Source organism: Achromobacter sp. 1L-A-4-B-C2, assembly GCF_057291955.1.
The window spans coordinates 645,576-662,080 of sequence record NZ_JBXAWP010000002.1; the positions used below are offsets into that span (position 1 = coordinate 645,576).

The window sequence follows — 16,505 nt, forward strand, 5'->3', positions numbered from 1 at the left end:
CGCACAGCGGCACGCATTGCGCTTTAATGGACCTGTGTTTTCAACCCAAGGTGCATCATGTCCATCTCCAAGAACTTCCTGTTGTACGACGGAGACTGCCCCTTCTGCTCGAACTACGTGCGGATGCTGCAATTGCAGAAAGCGGTAGGCCCGATCGACCTGCTGAACATGCGCGACCACCCGGACCTGGCCGTGGCCTACAAGGCGCAAGGCTACGACTTGAACCAGGGCATGCTGCTGCACCTGGACGGGCAAGACTACTGGGGCGCCGATTGCATCAACCGGCTGGCCCTGATCAGCACCAGCAACGACCTGTTCAACAGCGTGAACGCCGCCGTGTTCCGCAACCCCTGCCTGTCCACGGCGTTGTACCCGTTCATGCGTACCGGCCGTAGTTTGGCGTTGACGCTGCTGGGCAAGCGCAAGATGCAGCTGTAGCCACGGCGGCCTACGGCGCGCGGCGCCCCGCGCCATCCACCCCCACCACGCGTTCCAGAAACGCGTCCAGCGCGGGATTGTCATGCTGGGCGTGCCACGCCAAATACATATCCGCGTAAAGATCGCGCTGGCCGATCGGACGAAACTCCACGCCTTCAAAGCGCAATTCACGCGCGGAATCCGGCACGATGCCCACGCCCAGCCCCGCCCGCACCAGCGCCAGCAAGGTATGGGTTTGCCCCGCGCGCTGCACATAGTCCGGCTGCACATCGGCCAGCCCAAACGCGCCCACGATACGGTCGTAAAAATACTTGCCGTCACGCGGCGAATACAGCACGAAGGGCTGCCCTTGCAACAAGCGCAGCGGCACCGTCTCGTGTTCGCATAACGGCGATCCCACGGGCAAGGCCAGCACCAGCGGCTCGCGCTCGACCAAACGCGATTCGATGCCCGCCTGCTGCGGCACGCTGCGCGCCAGAATCGCGTCAAGTTCGCGCGCCACCAGCAAGCGCGCCAGATCGGTGCTAACTGTTTCGCGCAGCTGGATTTCAACATCGGCCAGCAGCTTGCGCGCCCGCATGATCATCGACGGCATCAAGCGGTAGGACGCCACGGCGGTAAAGCCCAGGGTGATATGTCCGGCCTCGCCGCCCGAGGTGCGCCGCGCCGTGGCGGCGGCCCGTGCCGAGAACTCCAGCAAATGACGGGCATCGCGCAGAAAGCGGCGTCCGGCGGCGCTTAGCAACACCTGCCGGCTGTTGCGCTCGAACAGCGTCACGCCCAGGTCCTGCTCCAGCAACTGGATCTGGCGCGACAGCGGCGGCTGCGTCATGCATAGCCGTTCGGCCGCGCGGCCGAAGTGCAATTCCTCGGCTACCGCAATGAAACACTCCAGCTGACGAAACTCCATCGATTCAATCCTTGAATTGATCAATGCTATTTATAGCTCGAACGGCTATCCATCGAAAGCCGTTTCTATACTCGCAAAAAATGGCCGCACGACGGCATCAGGGATCCAAAGGAGCATCACCGCAGCACGGTAATTTTTCGCGGCGCAAGCCGTTTCCCACCCCAAAAAGAGAAAAGATATGGAGACAACCCCCATCGCACGCCACCGCGTCCGGCTCATCGCCGCGGCGCTGGCCCTGACCGCCACCGCCGCATTGCCGTTCAGCGCGCAGGCCGCCGGGTACCCCGAGCGCCCGATCAACCTGATCGTGCCTTTTTCACCGGGCGGCGGCACCGACATCTCGGCGCGCCTGTTGGCGGCGGCGTTGGGCGACAAGCTGGCGTCGTCCGTGGTCGTGGACAACCGCCCCGGCGCGGGCGGCCAGATCGCCGCCGACCTGGTGGCGCGTTCGCCCGCCGACGGCTACACCCTGCTGTTCGCCAATTCGGGCATGCTGGCGATCAACCCGTGGATCTACAAACTGCATTCGGACCCGGCCACAGCCTTCGCCCCCGTGTCGCTCTTTTCGGACCTGCCCTTCGTGCTGGTCGTGCCCACCACCCTGCCCGCCAAGAACGTAGGCGAGTTGGTCAAGCTGGCCAAGGCGGAACCGGGCAAGCACACGTTCGCCAGCTCGGGCACGGGCGGCGCGCCGCACCTATCCGGCGAAATTTTCCAACAGGCAACGGGTGTGGACCTGATGCACGTGCCGTACAAAGGCGGCGGCCCCGCCATGACCGACCTGATGGCCGGCCGCGTCGACATGCTGTTTGCGTCCGTACTGGAAACCATGCCCTACGTCACCGGCGGCAAGCTGCGCGCGCTGGCCGTCACGGGCGCCACGCGTTCGCCCGCCATGCCCGACGTGCCCACGATCGATGAGGCGGGCGTGAAGAACGCGCAATCCGGCTCGTGGACCGCCGTGCTGGCGCCGGCCGGCACGCCGCCCGCCGTGATCGAAAAGCTGTCGCAAGCCATTCGCGACGTGGCCAACGATCCGGTCATGAAGACCAAGCTGGAATCGCAAGGCGCCGTCGCGCACGGCTCCACCCCGCAGCAGTTGCAAGAGCTGGCCGCCAGCGAACGCGCGCGCTATGGGCAGATCATCAAGACCCGTAATATCCAGACCAATTGATCGTTGACCGGCCCGATGGTCGGGCCGGTCGCTTTCATTTAGCCATTTTCTTTCAGCCTTCCAATAAGCCGCATCCATGACAGATTCCACGCCCTCCTCCGCCCCGCACCTGTTGATGGTCGGCCCATTGCTGCCCGATCTGGTCGCCGACCTGGAATCGCGCTATCACGTGCATCGCCTGTGGGAAGCCGCCGACGCCGATGCGCTGCTGCGCGAACACGGCGCCAACATACGCGGCATCGCCACCAGCGGACGCTTTGGTGCTACCGCCGACCTGATCAACGCGCTGCCCGCGCTGGAAGGCATTTTCAGTTTTGGCGTGGGATACGACACGATAGACCTGGCGGCAGCCCGCGAACGCGGCGTGGTCGTCACCAACACCCCCGGCGTGCTGGACGCCTGCGTCGCCGACACGGCGTTGGCCTTGATGCTGGCCGCCCCGCGCCGCATCGCCCAAGCCGATCGCTTCGTGCGCGCCGGCCGTTGGCCCAACGAAGGCTTTCCGCTGGGCACCCGCATGAGCGGCAAGCGCTGCGGCATCGTGGGGCTGGGCAATATCGGTTTGCAGATCGCCCGCCGCGCCGCCGCCTTCGACATGCAAATTCTGTACACCAACCGCAAGCCGCGCCCGGATGCGCCGGCGGAATACCGTTACGTGCCGGACATCGAAACGCTGGCGGCGCAGTGCGAATTCCTGGTGCTGGCGGTGCCCGGTGGCGGCGCCACGCAGCACATGGTGAACGCGCGTGTCTTGGAAGCGCTGGGCCCCGATGGGTGGCTCATCAATATCGCGCGCGGCACGGTCGTGGACGAGGCCGCGCTGGTCAGCGCCCTGGAAGGCAAGCGGATTGCGGGCGCCGGGCTGGACGTGTTCGAACATGAACCCAAGACCCCGGCCGCCCTGCACGCCATGGACAACGTGGTGCTGTTACCCCACATCGCCAGCGGCACGCACGAAACCCGCCGCGCCATGGCCGAGTTGATGGTGGCCAATCTGGACGGCTGGTTTCGGGAAGAAAAGGTGCTGACGCGGGTGGTGTAAAGCCCGCCCTACTCGCTAACCCATTGCAAGTCTGGTGACGGCGCGCCTTCCTGGTGGAAATGCAGCAGCGCCGCCCTCGCCATGTCGCGGTCCACGCATTGGTATTGCTGGTAGCTGCCCGCCTGCCCGCCCACCACCACTTCCTGATCGTGGTCTTCGGACCGCGACGGGTCGATCAGCGTATAGATGCGCGCGTCGTCATCCAGCGTAATGGACACGACAAACGCGCCATCGCCGCCCCCGATCGCCATGACGGTGTCGTCTTCCGTCACGAAGGCGACGGAACTGTATTGCGCGCCGTCCAGCTGGTCCAGCGCGGCCAGCGTATCGGCGTGGGTCGGGTCGTCGCGTTCGCTGACGGCGACGCGTTCGCCCAGACGGCGTTCTTCAATCAGTTTTTTTATTTTCACAGCGTTGATGCCCCCTTGATATTGGCGCCTGGCCACCCGCATGGGCCGGCGCCGGTTCGTTGCCCCATTAAAACCGGGACGCGAAAGCAAGCAGTCTACCGGCATTAACGCGTGCCGGCGCAAGCTGGGGTTTATGCCAGAATGGCGCCATGAAATTGATCATCACCGCCGCCATTTTGCTATTGGCCACCGTGGCATCCGTGGTTTATCGGGTGACCCAACGCAGCCCGGATGACACCGGCCACCGCATACGCAGCGATATTTTCGCGGGCGGCTTGATGTTTGCGTTCATCGCGCCCGCCATTGGCGGCATCGCCGTCACGCTGGTTCTTAGCGTGCTGTCGCAAACGCCCCAAAACCTGATGATCATGGTCTTTGGCCTGCCCTGGTTTTATCTGTTTGGCGTCATTCCCGCGCTGCTGTGCGGGATCGTGGCCGGCGCGCTACGGCCGGTGCAATCAAACTGGAAAGCCTTGGGCAAGATAGCGCTGGTCGGCCTGGTCTTTGGAATGGGTGCATTCCTGCCGTTCTCCGGCCGCGACGCCGCCGTGCGCGACATGGTGTTTCCGTTATTTGTGGGTGGCCTGCCGGGTATGCTTGCCGGTTTTCTTTGTGCCTACTGGTACTACGGCAAACCCGGCAGCGTGCGTCCGGCTAACGCAGAGGCGTCGCAAACGGCGTGACGTGAAGGGAGTGACCTAAACGGGGTGAGCTAAACGGGGTAACGCAAACGACGTCGCGCCCCCGGGTGCAATGACCCAGCGGGGCGCGACTGAAACCGGCCGCTGATCAGCGGTCTTCCCGCTGCTCCTGCTCTTCCGCCGCCGCCACATCCTCCAGCTTTACCGTCTGCGTACAGCCATTGGCTGCCGCGCATTGACCGGGCTGCTGCGAGCTTTTCACGCATTCGGCAAATGCCAGCGCGGCGTCCACCGTGGCGAAATGGTACGAATGGCCGTCCGCGAATGCCACCTTTCCTTCTACCGAACAGTCCATGACGTCTCCAGCTGATTGGATTCGTCCCCATAGCCGAAAGGCCAGCGACGCTTATTTGGTTCGGGTGTCGGCTTCTCGTTATTCATGATGGACTCCTAGTTTCGAATATCCAAATCCTATCGTTGGAGTCGTAACACCGATGTAAGGGATCGAAAACAAGCCCTTCAATAGGGGGGAACCCTCGCTCAGCCGGCGAGCTATCGGCGGGCAGCGCCGCGTCTGGCTTCAGTGATTTTCCTTCGCATGGTTGACCGTGTACTTGGGGATGTCGACCGTCACGTCCTCATCGCCGACGATGGCCTGGCAGCTTAGGCGTGACTGCGGCTCGACTCCCCAGGCGCGGTCCAGCAGGTCTTCTTCGCCCTCTTCCACTTCATTCAGCGCATCGAAACCGCTGCGCACGATGCAGTGGCATGTCGTGCAGGCGCGGCTTTGTTCGCACGCGTGTTCAATGGCTATTCCGTGGTCCAGCAGCGCGTCGCAAAGCGACGTTCCCGCGGGAACGTCCAGCTCTGCGCCGGCGGGAGCAAGATCGGGATGGGGAAGAACAGTGATTTTTGGCATAGGGCCCGCCTTATTGGGTGGTCTTGGAACATTCAAACCAGGACCCCAGTCTAAAGATGCCCACGCTGGCAAGGTCAAGCGCCGGCCAGCCAAAACAATTGTTAAGTCCACACGGGTTACCGCGTCAGAACACAGTTATCGCCGCACAATGATTGCGCACGAATTCTCTGGACATTTGTCCTTTGGGAGAAACCTATGTGCGACTGTGCTGATTGCCTGACTGCTTCCACGCTGGACAACCCCCGCCGCCGCCTGCTGTTGGGCGCGGCGGGTCTGGCGGCCTTTGGCGCGACGGGCTGGGCGGAAACCGCCTATGCCGAAGTCCCGTCGAATGACATTGGTGGCGAAGAGGCGTTGAAACGACTGCTGGCCGGCAACGCCCGGTATGCGGCCAACAAACCCAATATGCGGGACTTTTCAGCGGGCCGGGCGGCTCGCGTCAAAACGCAGAAACCGATTGCCGCGATACTCAGTTGTTCGGATTCCCGGGTGGCGCCGGAATTGGCCTTTGACCAGAACCCGGGCGATGTATTCATCGTTCGCGTGGCGGGAAACTTCGTCAATGACGATGGCTTGGCCAGTTTTGAATATGCCGCCAAGTTTCTGAACGTGCCGCTGATCGTGGTGCTGGGCCATAACAATTGCGGCGCGGTGGATGCCACGGTAAAGGTGCTGAAAGAAAACGCCGAGCTGCCCGGCCATCTGCCCGAGCTGGTCAACGCCATCAAGCCCGCCGTGGAACGCGCCAGCAAGGGCGAACCGAAAAACCTGCTGGCCGCCGCCATCGCTGAAAACGTCCGCTTGGCCGTCCAGCGATTACAGAGCGCGCAGCCGGTGTTGAAAAGCATGGTCGAGCAAAAGAAGCTGATGGTGGCGGGCGGCGTGTACGACTTGGCCACTGGGAAGGTGACGCTGGTTTGATCGCGCGGGGCTGATGGTTCAGCCTCATCCGTGTGGGCACGGTCGCGGCCTTCCTCGGTTGGAAGGCCGCGACCGGATAGCAAGAATGACGACCCCCAGTGCTGGGGTCCTTATTCCCTTACTGCTTCGTCGCCAACGGATGCTCGAAGAAAAACCGCAGCATCTCTTGCGTGGCATCCGGGCCAGAAGCATCCGTGTACGAGCCCCTGGGCGACCCGCCTGCCCAGGCATGGCCCGCGCCGTGCACCACCCAATATTCCGCCACCACCTTGCCCGATGCGTCCATATATACGCGCTTGGTGCTGTCGCGCCCCCGGTTAGCGCCCGCCACACGCTGGCTTTGGACCTGGGCATTCGCCCCGGCGCTGGCGGCCACGACCGCATCGCCATTGCTCGGATGCACGGTGGCGTCGCGGTCGCCGTGAAAGACAATCGTCGGCACCGACGTGCCGGACGCCGCGCCGGGGCGCACGCCGATCCCCTTCATGGCGGACAAGGCCGACGGCAGATCCGTGGCCGCGCCCGCCGCCAGGCCGGAATGCACGCCGGCGGCTGCATACAGCTGCGGATAGGTGTTGGCCAAAATCGCGGCCATCGCGCCGCCTGCTGACAAACCCGCCACGTACACACGGCGCGGGTCGATGCCATATTCGGCGATGACGTGGCGCGTCATGTCGGCCAAGATCGACGGCTCGCCTTTGCCAGCCTGCTGGTGATTGTGCTTGAACCAGTTCCAGCACTTTTGCGGATTGGTCTCGCGCGGCTGCACCGGATACAGCACATAGAAACCTTGCTTGCGCGCGGCCTCATTCATCGCGGTGCCTGCGGCAAAGTCGTCGGCATCCTGCGTGCAGCCGTGCAGCATCACAACCAGCGGCCGAGCTTGCCCGTTTGCACCGGGCGGCACATACAACTTGTAGGCCCGCTGGCCGGCGCTATTGCGAAACGAGCCGGCCGTGAAGTAATCACCCGGCGTGGCCGAAGATTCGCCGGGCGCCCGGGGCGTGTCGGGGGTGTGGGGGTTTTGCCCGACGTCGTCGTCCCGAGCCCGGGACGGCGCGGGGGTGGAATGGGACCCGGAGTCAGACGACGCGGCAGCGCTTACCGTCGACGCAGGAACCTCACGCGCCTCGACATCAATGACATCGGCCTCGTCATAGCGCGGTGCGGCGGATGCCGCCGTGGGCGACGCGCCCATCAAGGCGGCCTGGATGGCGGCGGTGGCCGCGGCCAGGTTGCCGGACCGGGTAAGGCGCGTGGCCTGGCTCATCAACTGCTGAAAATCTGGATGCATGGGGTGACCTTTAAAGCGGCAATAACGTGTCAGCGGATGCGCTGACGCAGGGCGGCCTTGACTGCGGGGCTGGCGTGCAACGCGCCCAGCACCGTCACGGATTCAATCGTGGCAAGCGCCAATTCGGGCGTGACATCGGGCGCGATGGTCGCCAGCCCCAGGATTCGGATCTGCAACATCTGGCCCGCAGCCTGCACCGCCAGCAAGTCGTCGGCCGTGTAGTGCTGAATGCCTAGCACCAAGGTTTTTCGGCTGACCGCCTGCCGCACCGCGTCGCCATGGGCGGCAAGCTGGTTGCGGATTGCGGTGCGGATCAAGTCGGTACGGTTGGCGTAGAAGCCTTCCTGGACCAGAAGATCGATCTGCCCCAGGTCGACATAACCGAGGTTGATCGTGATCTTTTCGTCCGAAGGCTTAGGGGCGGAAGCGAGGCTTGGAGGGCGAGGAGGCATGGACGGAATCTTAAAACCATCCAAGTGGATGGCCTATGGATGTTTCAATTTGACGGACTTTCCCGCCACACCCGCGCATTCGCTCCGTCCCTAAGCCCTTGAAATAACGCGTAGTTATGAAAAAGCATAAGGAAATCCCCTATTAGGGAATTTGCTTATGCCTTTTAACTATTTGCTGCGCGCATACTTGCCGGGCAAGAATTCGCCCTGAGCATAAAGCAACACAGATGGAACTTCGCCAACTCGAGGCCTTCGCGGCCGTCATGTCCACAGGTAGCGTCACCGCTGCCGGGCGCCTGCTTGGGCGCTCGCAGCCGGCCATCAGCCGCCTGTTGCAAGAGCTGGAAGCTGAGATCGGCTATGCCCTGTTCAACCGCAGCGGACCGCGCGTCACGCCTACCGAACAGGGCTTTCTGCTGTATGACGACGTAGAACGCGCGCTGGCCGGCTTGCAGCAGATTCGCAGCCGCGCCGAAGAAATTGCGCGTGGCCAAGCCAAGCCGTTGCTGCTGGCGGCAACGTCGGCGCTGGCCGCAGGCCTGCTGCCCGACGCGCTCAAGCGCATCGAATCCCAAACCGGCGCCACGCGCGTGCAAGTGCGCAGCGCCTCGCCCGAACGCGTGGTGCACGCGGTGCTGACCGGCGCCGCGCAACTGGGCGCCACCAGTTTGCCGCTGGAGCATCGCGGCTTGACGGTGCATTGGATTGCCCAAGCGCCCTGCGTCGTGGCACTGCGCGACGACGACCCGCTGGCCGCGCACGACGTGGTGCCCGTTCATCTTCTAGCCGGCCGCCGCCTGATCACCATGGCCAACCCGTACCGGCTGCGTCGCCGCCTGGACGCCGCGCTGGCGCCGGACGGCAATGCGCCGGGCACCATCGAAACCAATTCTTCCGTCAACGCCCTGGCCGCCGTGCGCGCCGGCCTGGGCGTGTCGGTGCTGGAACCGATCACCGCTTACGGCGTCCCGATGCCGGGCGTGGCGATCCGCCCCATCGACCTGGACATTCCTTTTTTCTTCGGGGTCATCACCCCGCAATCGCAACCGCAATCGCAACCGTTGACGCCCGCCTGCCAGGCCATGGCCGACGCCCTGGCCGAAGCCGCCGCCGCCCTGCTGCCCGGTTTTGTGCTGCACGACGCCTGCGAACACGCGGCGCTGTTGCAGTCGATCTACGGTGATGACGCCCCTGTTTTGGACACCCCCACACTATGAATCTGCCCATTGCCACCCCGCCGCAAGGCCTGGATGCGCTGGAAGCGCGTCTGCGGCAAGACCTGTCCTGGCTGGAAATTCCCGCCAAGAACTGGGTTGCGCCCCGTCTGGTTGATGGACAACAGGTACTGGACGTTGTCGTCATCGGCGGCGGCATGGCCGGCCTGGCCGCGGCCGCGTCGTTGACGCACCTGGGCATCACCGCGCCCATCTTCGACCAGGCGCCCGAAGGCTACGAAGGCCCGTGGGCCACCACCGCCCGCATGGAAACGCTGCGTAGTCCCAAGCAGCTGACCGGCCCCGCGCTGGGCTTGCCCGCGCTGACGTTCCGCGCCTGGTTCGAAGCGCAATTCGGCACCGCCGAATGGGACGCGCTGGACAAGATTCCGCGCCTGCAATGGATGGACTACCTGCGCTGGTATCGCCGCGTGCTGAACCTGGACGTGCGCAACAAGCATCGCGTGCTGTCCGTGCAACCCCGCGCCGACCGCCTGGTGCAACTGGACATCGAATCGCCCGCCGGGCGCAGCACCGTGCTGGCCCGCCGCGTGGTGCTGGCCACCGGCCGCGACGGCCTGGGCGGCGCCTATGTGCCTGACTTTGCCAAGAAACTGCCGCGTGACCGCTGGGCGCATTCGTCCGACGTGATGGACTACGCCACGCTGGCCGGCAAGCGCGTCGGCGTCGTTGGCGCGGGCGCGTCCGCCATGGACAGCGCCGGCACCGCGCTGGAAGCCGGCGCCGCCAGCGTCGACCTGCTGATCCGCCGCAACGACATCCCGCGCGTGAACAAGGGCAAAGGCGCAGGCAACCCCGGCCTGACCCACGGCCACCTGACCCTGCCCGACGAATGGAAGTGGAAGATCCGCCACTACATCAACGCCGCCCAAGTGCCGCCCCCGCGCGGCAGCACCTTGCGCGTGTCGCGCTTCCCGAACGCCCGCTTCAACCTGGGCTGTGGCGTGCAAGATCTGGCCTTGGTCGGCGACGACATCCACGTCACCACGCCCAAAGGCGTATTCGTGCTGGACTTCCTGATCTTCTCGACGGGCTTTCGTATCGACTGGACCGTGCGCCCGGAATTCGCCCCGCTGGCGCCCCACGTGCGCAACTGGGGCGACCGGTTCACCCCGCCCCCCGGCGAAGAAGACCAGGAACTGCATGACTCCCCCGACCTGGGCGCCGTCTTTGAATTGCAAGAAAAAGTGCCCGGCGCCTGCCCGGGCCTGGACCGCGTGCACTGCTTTTCCTACCCCGCAGCGCTGACCCAAGGCACGATCTCGGGCGACATCCCCGCCATTAGCGACGGCGCCAAGCGCCTGGCGCAAGGCATCGCCGGCCTGTTCTACCGCGAAGACGTCGAAACGTACTACGCGAACATGGAAGCGTTTTCCGAGCCGGAAGTGTTCGGCGATGAATGGACGCCGGCCCCGCCGCCCGCGGCAATCGCCACCCCGGCCTCGCAAGCGGAGACCACGCAATGACCGGTTGGTTGATACGCCGTGTCGCGCAAGCGGCGGTGGTGGTGTTGCTGATGACGCTGATCGTCTTCGTAGGCCTGCACGCCATCGGCAACCCCGTGGACATCCTGATCGGCCAGGACGTGGACCAGGTGGACCGCGCCCGCATCATCGCGGAACTGGGCCTGGACAAGCCGCTGTGGCAGCAATACCTGGGCTTTCTGAACGGGGCGCTGCACGGCAACCTGGGCAACAGCTTCGTCTACAACATCCCCGCGATTGAACTGGTGATCCAGCGCCTGCCCGCCACGCTGGAACTGGCGATCAGCGCGCTGCTGCTGGCCGTCATCATCGGCCTGCCGCTGGGCTTGATTGCCGGCCTGTACCCCGACAGCCGCTTTTCCAAAATGATCATGGCCGGCAGCATCGTCGGCTTCTCGCTGCCCACCTTCTGGGTGGCGCTGATGCTCATCATGACGTTCAGCGTGTCACTCGGCTGGCTGCCCGCCAGCGGCCGGGGGCAGACGGTGGAATTCCTGGGCTTTCAGTGGTCGTGGCTCACCGCCGACGGCTGGCGCCATTTGATCCTGCCCGCGCTGAACCTGTCGCTGTTCAAGATTTCGCTTGTCATCCGCCTGACCCGCGCCGGCGTACGCGACGTGATTCCGCTGGACTTCGTGAAGTTCGCGCGTGCCAAGGGCTTGTCGCCGTTTCGCGTGGTCTGTGTGCACGTGCTGCGCAACACGATGATCCCGCTGGTGACCGTGCTGGGCCTGGAGCTGGGTTCGACCATTGCGTTCGCCGTCATCACGGAAAGCATTTTCTCGTGGCCCGGCGCCGGCAAGCTGATCCTGGACAGCCTGAACGCGCTGGACCGCCCCGTCATCGTCGCCTACCTGATCGTGGTCGTGTGCCTGTTCGTCACGCTGAACCTGATCGTCGACATTCTTTATAAAGTGCTGGACCCCCGGGTACGGCTGGAGGGCTCGGCATGAGCACCACTGCAACCCCTGACAAGATTCCGGCCCTGCGCCGCGAATCGCCCTGGCGCCGCAACCTGACCGAATTCCTGTCGTCCAAGACGGCGGTGTTTGGCCTGACCGTTGCCACCCTGCTGATCCTGGCCGCCATCTTCGCGCCGTGGATCTCGCCGCAGAACCCGTACGACCTGCTGCAAATCGACGTGCTGGATTCCCGCATGCCGCCGGGCTCCATGAACGGCCTGGACACTTTCCACTACTGGCTGGGCACCGACGGCCAGGGCCGCGACCTGCTGTCCGGCATTCTGTACGGCCTGCGCATCAGCTTGATGGTGGGCGTGGGCTCGGCCGTTATCGCCGGCATCGTCGGCACGCTGCTGGGCCTGCTGGCCGCCTACGCGGGCGGCAAGGTCGACGCCTTCATCATGCGTTTGGTCGACTTGATTCTGTCGTTCCCGTCCATCCTGGTTGCCATGATGATCCTGGCCTACCTGGGCAAGGGCGTGGGCAACGTGGTGCTGACGCTGGTGATTCTGGAATGGGCCTATTACGCCCGCACCGCGCGCGGGCAGGCCCTGGTGGAACGCCGCCGTGAATACGTCGAAGCCGCCCGCTGCCTGGACATTCCCAACTGGCGGATCATGTTGAAGCACATCCTGCCCAACTGCCTGCCGCCGCTGATCGTCATCGGCACCTTGCAGATCGCGCGCGCCATCACGCTGGAAGCCACCTTGAGCTTTCTGGGCCTGGGCGTGCCCGTGACCGAACCGTCGCTGGGCCTGCTGATTTCCAACGGCTTTCAATACATGCTGTCCGGCGAATACTGGATCAGCTTCTACCCCGGCATCGCGCTGCTGATCACCATCGTCGCCATCAATCTGGTGGGCGACCGCCTGCGCGACGTGCTGAACCCAAGGACTCACAAATGACCGACCGCACCGCTTTCGCTGGCGCGCCGGCCACGCTTGAAGTGCGCAACCTGCGCACGCACTTCCACACCCGCGCGGGCGTGCTGCCCGCCGTGGACGACGTGTCGTTCACGCTGGAGCGCGGCAAGATCCTGGGCCTGGTCGGAGAATCCGGCTCGGGCAAATCCGTGACGGGCTTTTCCATCATGGGCTTGGTTGACGCCCCCGGCCGCATCGTCGGCGGAGAAATCCTGTTCCAGGGCCGCGACCTGACCAAGCTGGCCCCGCGTGAACTGCGCAAGTTGCAAGGCAACCGCATCGCCATGATCTTCCAAGATCCGATGATGACGCTGAACCCCGTCTTGCGGGTGGACGTGCAGATGATCGAAACCGTGCGCGCGCATAACAAGATGAGCAAGGCACAAGCCCGCACGCTGGCCCGCGACACGCTGGGCATGATGGGCATCCCCAGCCCCGAAGAACGCTTGCTGGCCTACCCGCACCAACTGTCCGGCGGCATGCGCCAGCGCGTGGCCATTGCCATCGCCATGCTGCACCGCCCTGACCTGATCATTGCCGACGAACCCACCACCGCGCTGGACGTCACCATCCAGGCGCAGATTCTGTCTGAAGTGCAGAAGCTGGCGCAGCAACACGGCACCAGCCTGATCTGGATTACGCATGATCTGTCGGTCGTGGCAGGCTTGGCTGATGACGTGGCCGTGATGTACGCCGGCCGCATCGTTGAACACGGCAAGGTCGACGACGTGCTTGACCGCCCGCAGCACCCCTACACCGTCGGCCTGATCGACAGCCTGCCCAGCAATAACCTGCGGGGCCAGCGCCTGCGCCAGATTCCCGGCATGACGCCCAACCTGCTGCACCTGCCCGCCGGCTGCGCATTTTCGGCGCGCTGCTCGCGCGCCACCACCGCCTGTGGCCAGCAACCCGGCATCACGCAAGCTCTGCCCGAACACGACGTGCGCTGCTTCCATCCGACTATCCAGATCCACAACGAGGTGACGGCATGACTGTATCCGCCGCCCCCACGCCGCTGATTGACCTTGCTCAAGTCAGCAAGCGCTTTGGCGAAAAAAAGGTCGGCGCAGCCGGCCGCGCCATGCAAAAGCTGGGCTTGTCCAAGCCGCCCGCCATCACGCGCGCGGTCGACAACGTGGACCTGATCGTGAACCCCGGCGAAGTCGTCGGCCTGGTGGGTGAATCCGGTTGCGGCAAGTCCACGCTGGGCCGCATCGCCGCCGGCTTGTTGACGCCATCGGGCGGTGAAGTGCGCATCAACGGCGTGCGCCCGTCCGACATGAACTCGGCCGCCGCCCACGCCGCGCGCCTGACCGTGCAGATGATTTTCCAGGACCCCTACGCCAGCCTCAACCCGCGCCTGCGCGTGGACGAGATCGTGGGCGAAGCGGCCCGCATCCATGGGCTGGTCGACAACGCGGGCTTTGACGACTACGTCAGCGCCCAGCTCGAACGCGCGGGGCTCGACCCCGCCCTGCGCCAACGCTACCCGCACCAATTCAGCGGCGGCCAACGCCAGCGCATCGGCATCGCCCGCGCGCTAGCCGTGCAGCCGTCCATGCTGGTGTGCGACGAAGCCGTGGCCGCACTGGACGTGTCCATCCAAGCGCAAATCCTGAACCTGTTCATGGACCTGCGCGAAGAACTGAACCTGACGTACCTGTTCATCAGCCATGACCTGGGCGTGGTGGAACACCTGTCTGACCGCGTCGTCATCATGTACCTGGGCCGCGTCGTGGAAACGGCCACCGTGGAAGAAGTGTTCCAGCGCCCCAATCACCCGTACACGCAAGCGCTGCTGGCGGAAATTCCCAGCCTGAAGTCGCGCCACAAGATCTTTACCGCGATCAAAGGCGAGATTCCCAGCCCGCTTAACCCGCCCGGCGGCTGCCATTTTCATCCGCGATGTCCGCATGCGATGCCGCGCTGCAAGACCGAGGTTCCCACATTGAAGGGAATCGCCATCAACCATTTAAGCGCCTGTCATTTGAACGACATGGCCTGAACCTAATTGGCGGCGTTGTCCTGAATGCCTTGAATTCCTTCAGTGGCCTGAATGACAACGCAGCCTTCGGAACACTTAACTCGTTCCCCCCCTACCAAGGACCCCGAACATGAAACGCCTGATTCTTTCGACCCTGACCGCCGCCATCCTTGGCGCCTCTGCCGCCGCGTCCGCCGACAACCTGTCGATCGGCTTTGCCGACCCGCTGTCGTCCCTGGACCCGCAGCTGAACAACCACGCCGGCGACCGCTCGGTGGCCCTGCACTTCTGGGACCTGCTGATCGAGAACAAATGGAACAAGCTTCAACCCGGCCTGGCCGTCAGCTGGAAACCGCTGGACCCCACCACCTGGGAATTCAAGCTGCGTGAAGGCGTCAAGTGGCAAGACGGCACGCCGTTTACCGCCGACGACCTGATCTATTCCTACACCCGCGCGCGCGCCGTGCCGGGCAGCGTGGCAACGTACGCCGGCTACCTGCGCACCATCGACACGATGACCGCCAAGGACCCGCTGACCCTTATCGTCAAGACCAAGGCGCCCAACCCCGACCTGCCGCTGAACCTGGCATCCGTGCACGTCGTCAGCAAGCACGTCGGTGAAAAGTCCACCACCGAAGACTACAACTCGGGCAAGGCCATGGTCGGCACCGGCCCGTACAAGTTCGTGTCCTACACCCCCGGCGACCGCGTCATCATGGAACGCAACGACGGCTACTGGGGCGAGAAGGCCACCTGGGACAAGGTCAACTACCGCTACATCAACAACGCCGCGTCGCGCACCGCCGCCCTGTTGGCCGGTGACGTGGACGTGATCGACAAGGTGTCGGTGTCGGACCTGGCCAAGCTGCAAAAGGCCCCGAACATCGCGGTGTACCCGTACGACGGCCTGCGCGTGATGATCCTGCAACCCAGCTTCAACCCCGCGCCCAACCAGTACATCACCGACAACAACGGCAAGCCGCTGGACAAGAACCCGCTGCTGGACCTGCGCGTGCGTCAGGCGCTGAACCTGGCCATCAACCGCAAGGCCATTTCCGACCGCATCCTGCAAGGCGCGGCCACTGAAGCCAACCAGTGGATGCCCAAGGGCACCTTCGGCTACAACCCCGACGTCAAAGACATCCCCAACGATGTCGCGCAAGCCAAGAAGCTGCTGGCCGAAGCGGGCTTTCCCGACGGCTTCAAGCTGACCATGCACGTGCCCAATGACCGCTACCCGCAAGGCCCGGAAACGGCCCAGGCGGTGGCGCAGTTCTGGACCCGCGTCGGCGTGAAGACCCAAGTGGAAGTGGTGCCATGGGCCGTGTACTCGGGCCGCGCCAACAAGAACGAATTCGCCGTCAGCATGCTGGCGTGGGGCAACGGCACGGGCGAAGCCAGCTACGCGCTGGTCAACATCCTGGCCACCGTCGACGCCAAGAAGGGCCTGGGCGCGTCCAACTGGGGCCACTACACCAACCCCAAGGTAGACGCCGCGCTGGAACAGTCCACGTCGGAATTCGATGTGGCCAAGCGTGAAGCCATCCTGCGCGACTCGGTCAAGCTGGTGTCCGACGACGTCGGCATCATCCCGCTGTTCCACTACAAGAACATCTGGGCCACCAAGAAGGGCTTGAAGGTGACGCCGATGACCAGCGACCGCACGGCCGCCATGATGGTCACCAAAGAACCCGCCGCCGCGGCCGGTAAATAAGC

18 protein-coding genes are annotated in these 16,505 nt (G+C 64.3%); 12 read left to right on the top strand and 6 right to left on the bottom strand.

Annotated elements, in window-relative coordinates:
- The first annotated feature begins 57 nt into the window (after window positions 1-57).
- On the top strand, window positions 58-438 hold the full coding sequence (locus AC0Z35_RS10325; RefSeq protein WP_046805857.1) for a DCC1-like thiol-disulfide oxidoreductase family protein: 381 nt from the start codon (window positions 58-60) through the stop codon (window positions 436-438).
- A 10-nt stretch (window positions 439-448) separates the two neighbouring features.
- On the opposite strand, the gene AC0Z35_RS10330 is transcribed toward AC0Z35_RS10325, so the two are convergent.
- Window positions 449-1,348 carry a LysR family transcriptional regulator gene (locus AC0Z35_RS10330; RefSeq protein ID WP_104143721.1) on the bottom strand — a complete coding sequence of 300 codons (900 nt, stop codon included), beginning with the start codon at window positions 1,346-1,348 and terminating at the stop codon, window positions 449-451.
- A 178-nt stretch (window positions 1,349-1,526) separates the two neighbouring features.
- Here AC0Z35_RS10330 and AC0Z35_RS10335 point away from each other — a divergent pair, with 178 nt between their 5' ends.
- Together AC0Z35_RS10335 and AC0Z35_RS10340 are read left to right on the top strand one after the other, a co-directional pair.
- Window positions 1,527-2,522: a Bug family tripartite tricarboxylate transporter substrate binding protein gene (locus tag AC0Z35_RS10335; RefSeq protein WP_104143719.1), complete on the top strand. Its 996-nt coding sequence runs from the start codon at window positions 1,527-1,529 to the stop codon at window positions 2,520-2,522.
- A 76-nt stretch (window positions 2,523-2,598) separates the two neighbouring features.
- Complete coding sequence (locus AC0Z35_RS10340; RefSeq protein ID WP_485131902.1) at window positions 2,599-3,564, top strand: 2-hydroxyacid dehydrogenase; 966 nt, start codon at window positions 2,599-2,601, stop codon at window positions 3,562-3,564.
- Window positions 3,565-3,572: 8 nt separating this feature from the next.
- Here the strand turns inward: AC0Z35_RS10340 and AC0Z35_RS10345 are convergent, their stop codons facing one another.
- A complete protein-coding gene (locus AC0Z35_RS10345; RefSeq protein ID WP_485131903.1) occupies window positions 3,573-3,974 on the bottom strand; it encodes an Imm1 family immunity protein in 402 nt (133 codons plus the stop codon).
- Window positions 3,975-4,123: 149 nt separating this feature from the next.
- Between AC0Z35_RS10345 and AC0Z35_RS10350 the strand changes: the two genes are divergently transcribed.
- Window positions 4,124-4,657 carry a hypothetical protein gene (locus AC0Z35_RS10350; protein WP_485131904.1) on the top strand — a complete coding sequence of 178 codons (534 nt, stop codon included), beginning with the start codon at window positions 4,124-4,126 and terminating at the stop codon, window positions 4,655-4,657.
- A gap of 106 nt (window positions 4,658-4,763) precedes the next feature.
- Here the strand turns inward: AC0Z35_RS10350 and AC0Z35_RS10355 are convergent, their stop codons facing one another.
- A complete protein-coding gene (locus AC0Z35_RS10355; protein WP_046805853.1) occupies window positions 4,764-4,970 on the bottom strand; it encodes a hypothetical protein in 207 nt (68 codons plus the stop codon).
- Between the two features lie 225 nt (window positions 4,971-5,195).
- Complete coding sequence (fdx, locus tag AC0Z35_RS10360) at window positions 5,196-5,534, bottom strand: ISC system 2Fe-2S type ferredoxin (protein ID WP_046805852.1); 339 nt, start codon at window positions 5,532-5,534, stop codon at window positions 5,196-5,198.
- Between the two features lie 195 nt (window positions 5,535-5,729).
- Between fdx and AC0Z35_RS10365 the strand changes: the two genes are divergently transcribed.
- Complete coding sequence (locus tag AC0Z35_RS10365) at window positions 5,730-6,455, top strand: carbonic anhydrase (protein ID WP_319300823.1); 726 nt, start codon at window positions 5,730-5,732, stop codon at window positions 6,453-6,455.
- A gap of 118 nt (window positions 6,456-6,573) precedes the next feature.
- On the opposite strand, the gene AC0Z35_RS10370 is transcribed toward AC0Z35_RS10365, so the two are convergent.
- Both AC0Z35_RS10370 and AC0Z35_RS10375 read right to left on the bottom strand, forming a co-directional pair.
- Window positions 6,574-7,749 carry an extracellular catalytic domain type 1 short-chain-length polyhydroxyalkanoate depolymerase gene (locus AC0Z35_RS10370; protein WP_485131905.1) on the bottom strand — a complete coding sequence of 392 codons (1,176 nt, stop codon included), beginning with the start codon at window positions 7,747-7,749 and terminating at the stop codon, window positions 6,574-6,576.
- A 29-nt stretch (window positions 7,750-7,778) separates the two neighbouring features.
- Complete coding sequence (locus tag AC0Z35_RS10375) at window positions 7,779-8,201, bottom strand: CopG family transcriptional regulator (RefSeq protein ID WP_046805916.1); 423 nt, start codon at window positions 8,199-8,201, stop codon at window positions 7,779-7,781.
- Window positions 8,202-8,428: 227 nt separating this feature from the next.
- On the opposite strand from AC0Z35_RS10375, the gene AC0Z35_RS10380 reads away from it, so the two are divergent.
- The 7 genes from AC0Z35_RS10380 (at window position 8,429) to AC0Z35_RS10410 (ending at window position 16,503) form a co-directional block, all read left to right on the top strand.
- Window positions 8,429-9,418 carry a LysR family transcriptional regulator gene (locus tag AC0Z35_RS10380; RefSeq protein WP_046805849.1) on the top strand — a complete coding sequence of 330 codons (990 nt, stop codon included), beginning with the start codon at window positions 8,429-8,431 and terminating at the stop codon, window positions 9,416-9,418.
- Window positions 9,415-10,902, top strand: coding sequence for a SidA/IucD/PvdA family monooxygenase (locus tag AC0Z35_RS10385; RefSeq protein WP_485131906.1), 1,488 nt, complete (start codon window positions 9,415-9,417; stop codon window positions 10,900-10,902). Before AC0Z35_RS10380 ends, AC0Z35_RS10385 begins: the two co-directional genes overlap by 4 nt.
- Window positions 10,899-11,873: an ABC transporter permease gene (locus AC0Z35_RS10390; RefSeq protein WP_120155148.1), complete on the top strand. Its 975-nt coding sequence runs from the start codon at window positions 10,899-10,901 to the stop codon at window positions 11,871-11,873. Before AC0Z35_RS10385 ends, AC0Z35_RS10390 begins: the two co-directional genes overlap by 4 nt.
- Window positions 11,870-12,787, top strand: a complete 918-nt coding sequence (locus AC0Z35_RS10395) for an ABC transporter permease (protein ID WP_485131907.1) — start codon at window positions 11,870-11,872, stop codon at window positions 12,785-12,787. The genes AC0Z35_RS10390 and AC0Z35_RS10395 overlap by 4 nt, the downstream gene beginning before the upstream one ends.
- Window positions 12,784-13,797, top strand: coding sequence for an ABC transporter ATP-binding protein (locus AC0Z35_RS10400; protein ID WP_485131908.1), 1,014 nt, complete (start codon window positions 12,784-12,786; stop codon window positions 13,795-13,797). The genes AC0Z35_RS10395 and AC0Z35_RS10400 overlap by 4 nt, the downstream gene beginning before the upstream one ends.
- Window positions 13,794-14,810 (top strand): ABC transporter ATP-binding protein, encoded by a 1,017-nt coding sequence (locus tag AC0Z35_RS10405; protein WP_485131909.1) that lies wholly within the window; start codon window positions 13,794-13,796, stop codon window positions 14,808-14,810. Before AC0Z35_RS10400 ends, AC0Z35_RS10405 begins: the two co-directional genes overlap by 4 nt.
- 109 nt (window positions 14,811-14,919) lie before the next feature.
- Window positions 14,920-16,503 carry an ABC transporter substrate-binding protein gene (locus AC0Z35_RS10410; RefSeq protein WP_314364201.1) on the top strand — a complete coding sequence of 528 codons (1,584 nt, stop codon included), beginning with the start codon at window positions 14,920-14,922 and terminating at the stop codon, window positions 16,501-16,503.
- Window positions 16,504-16,505 lie beyond the last annotated feature (2 nt).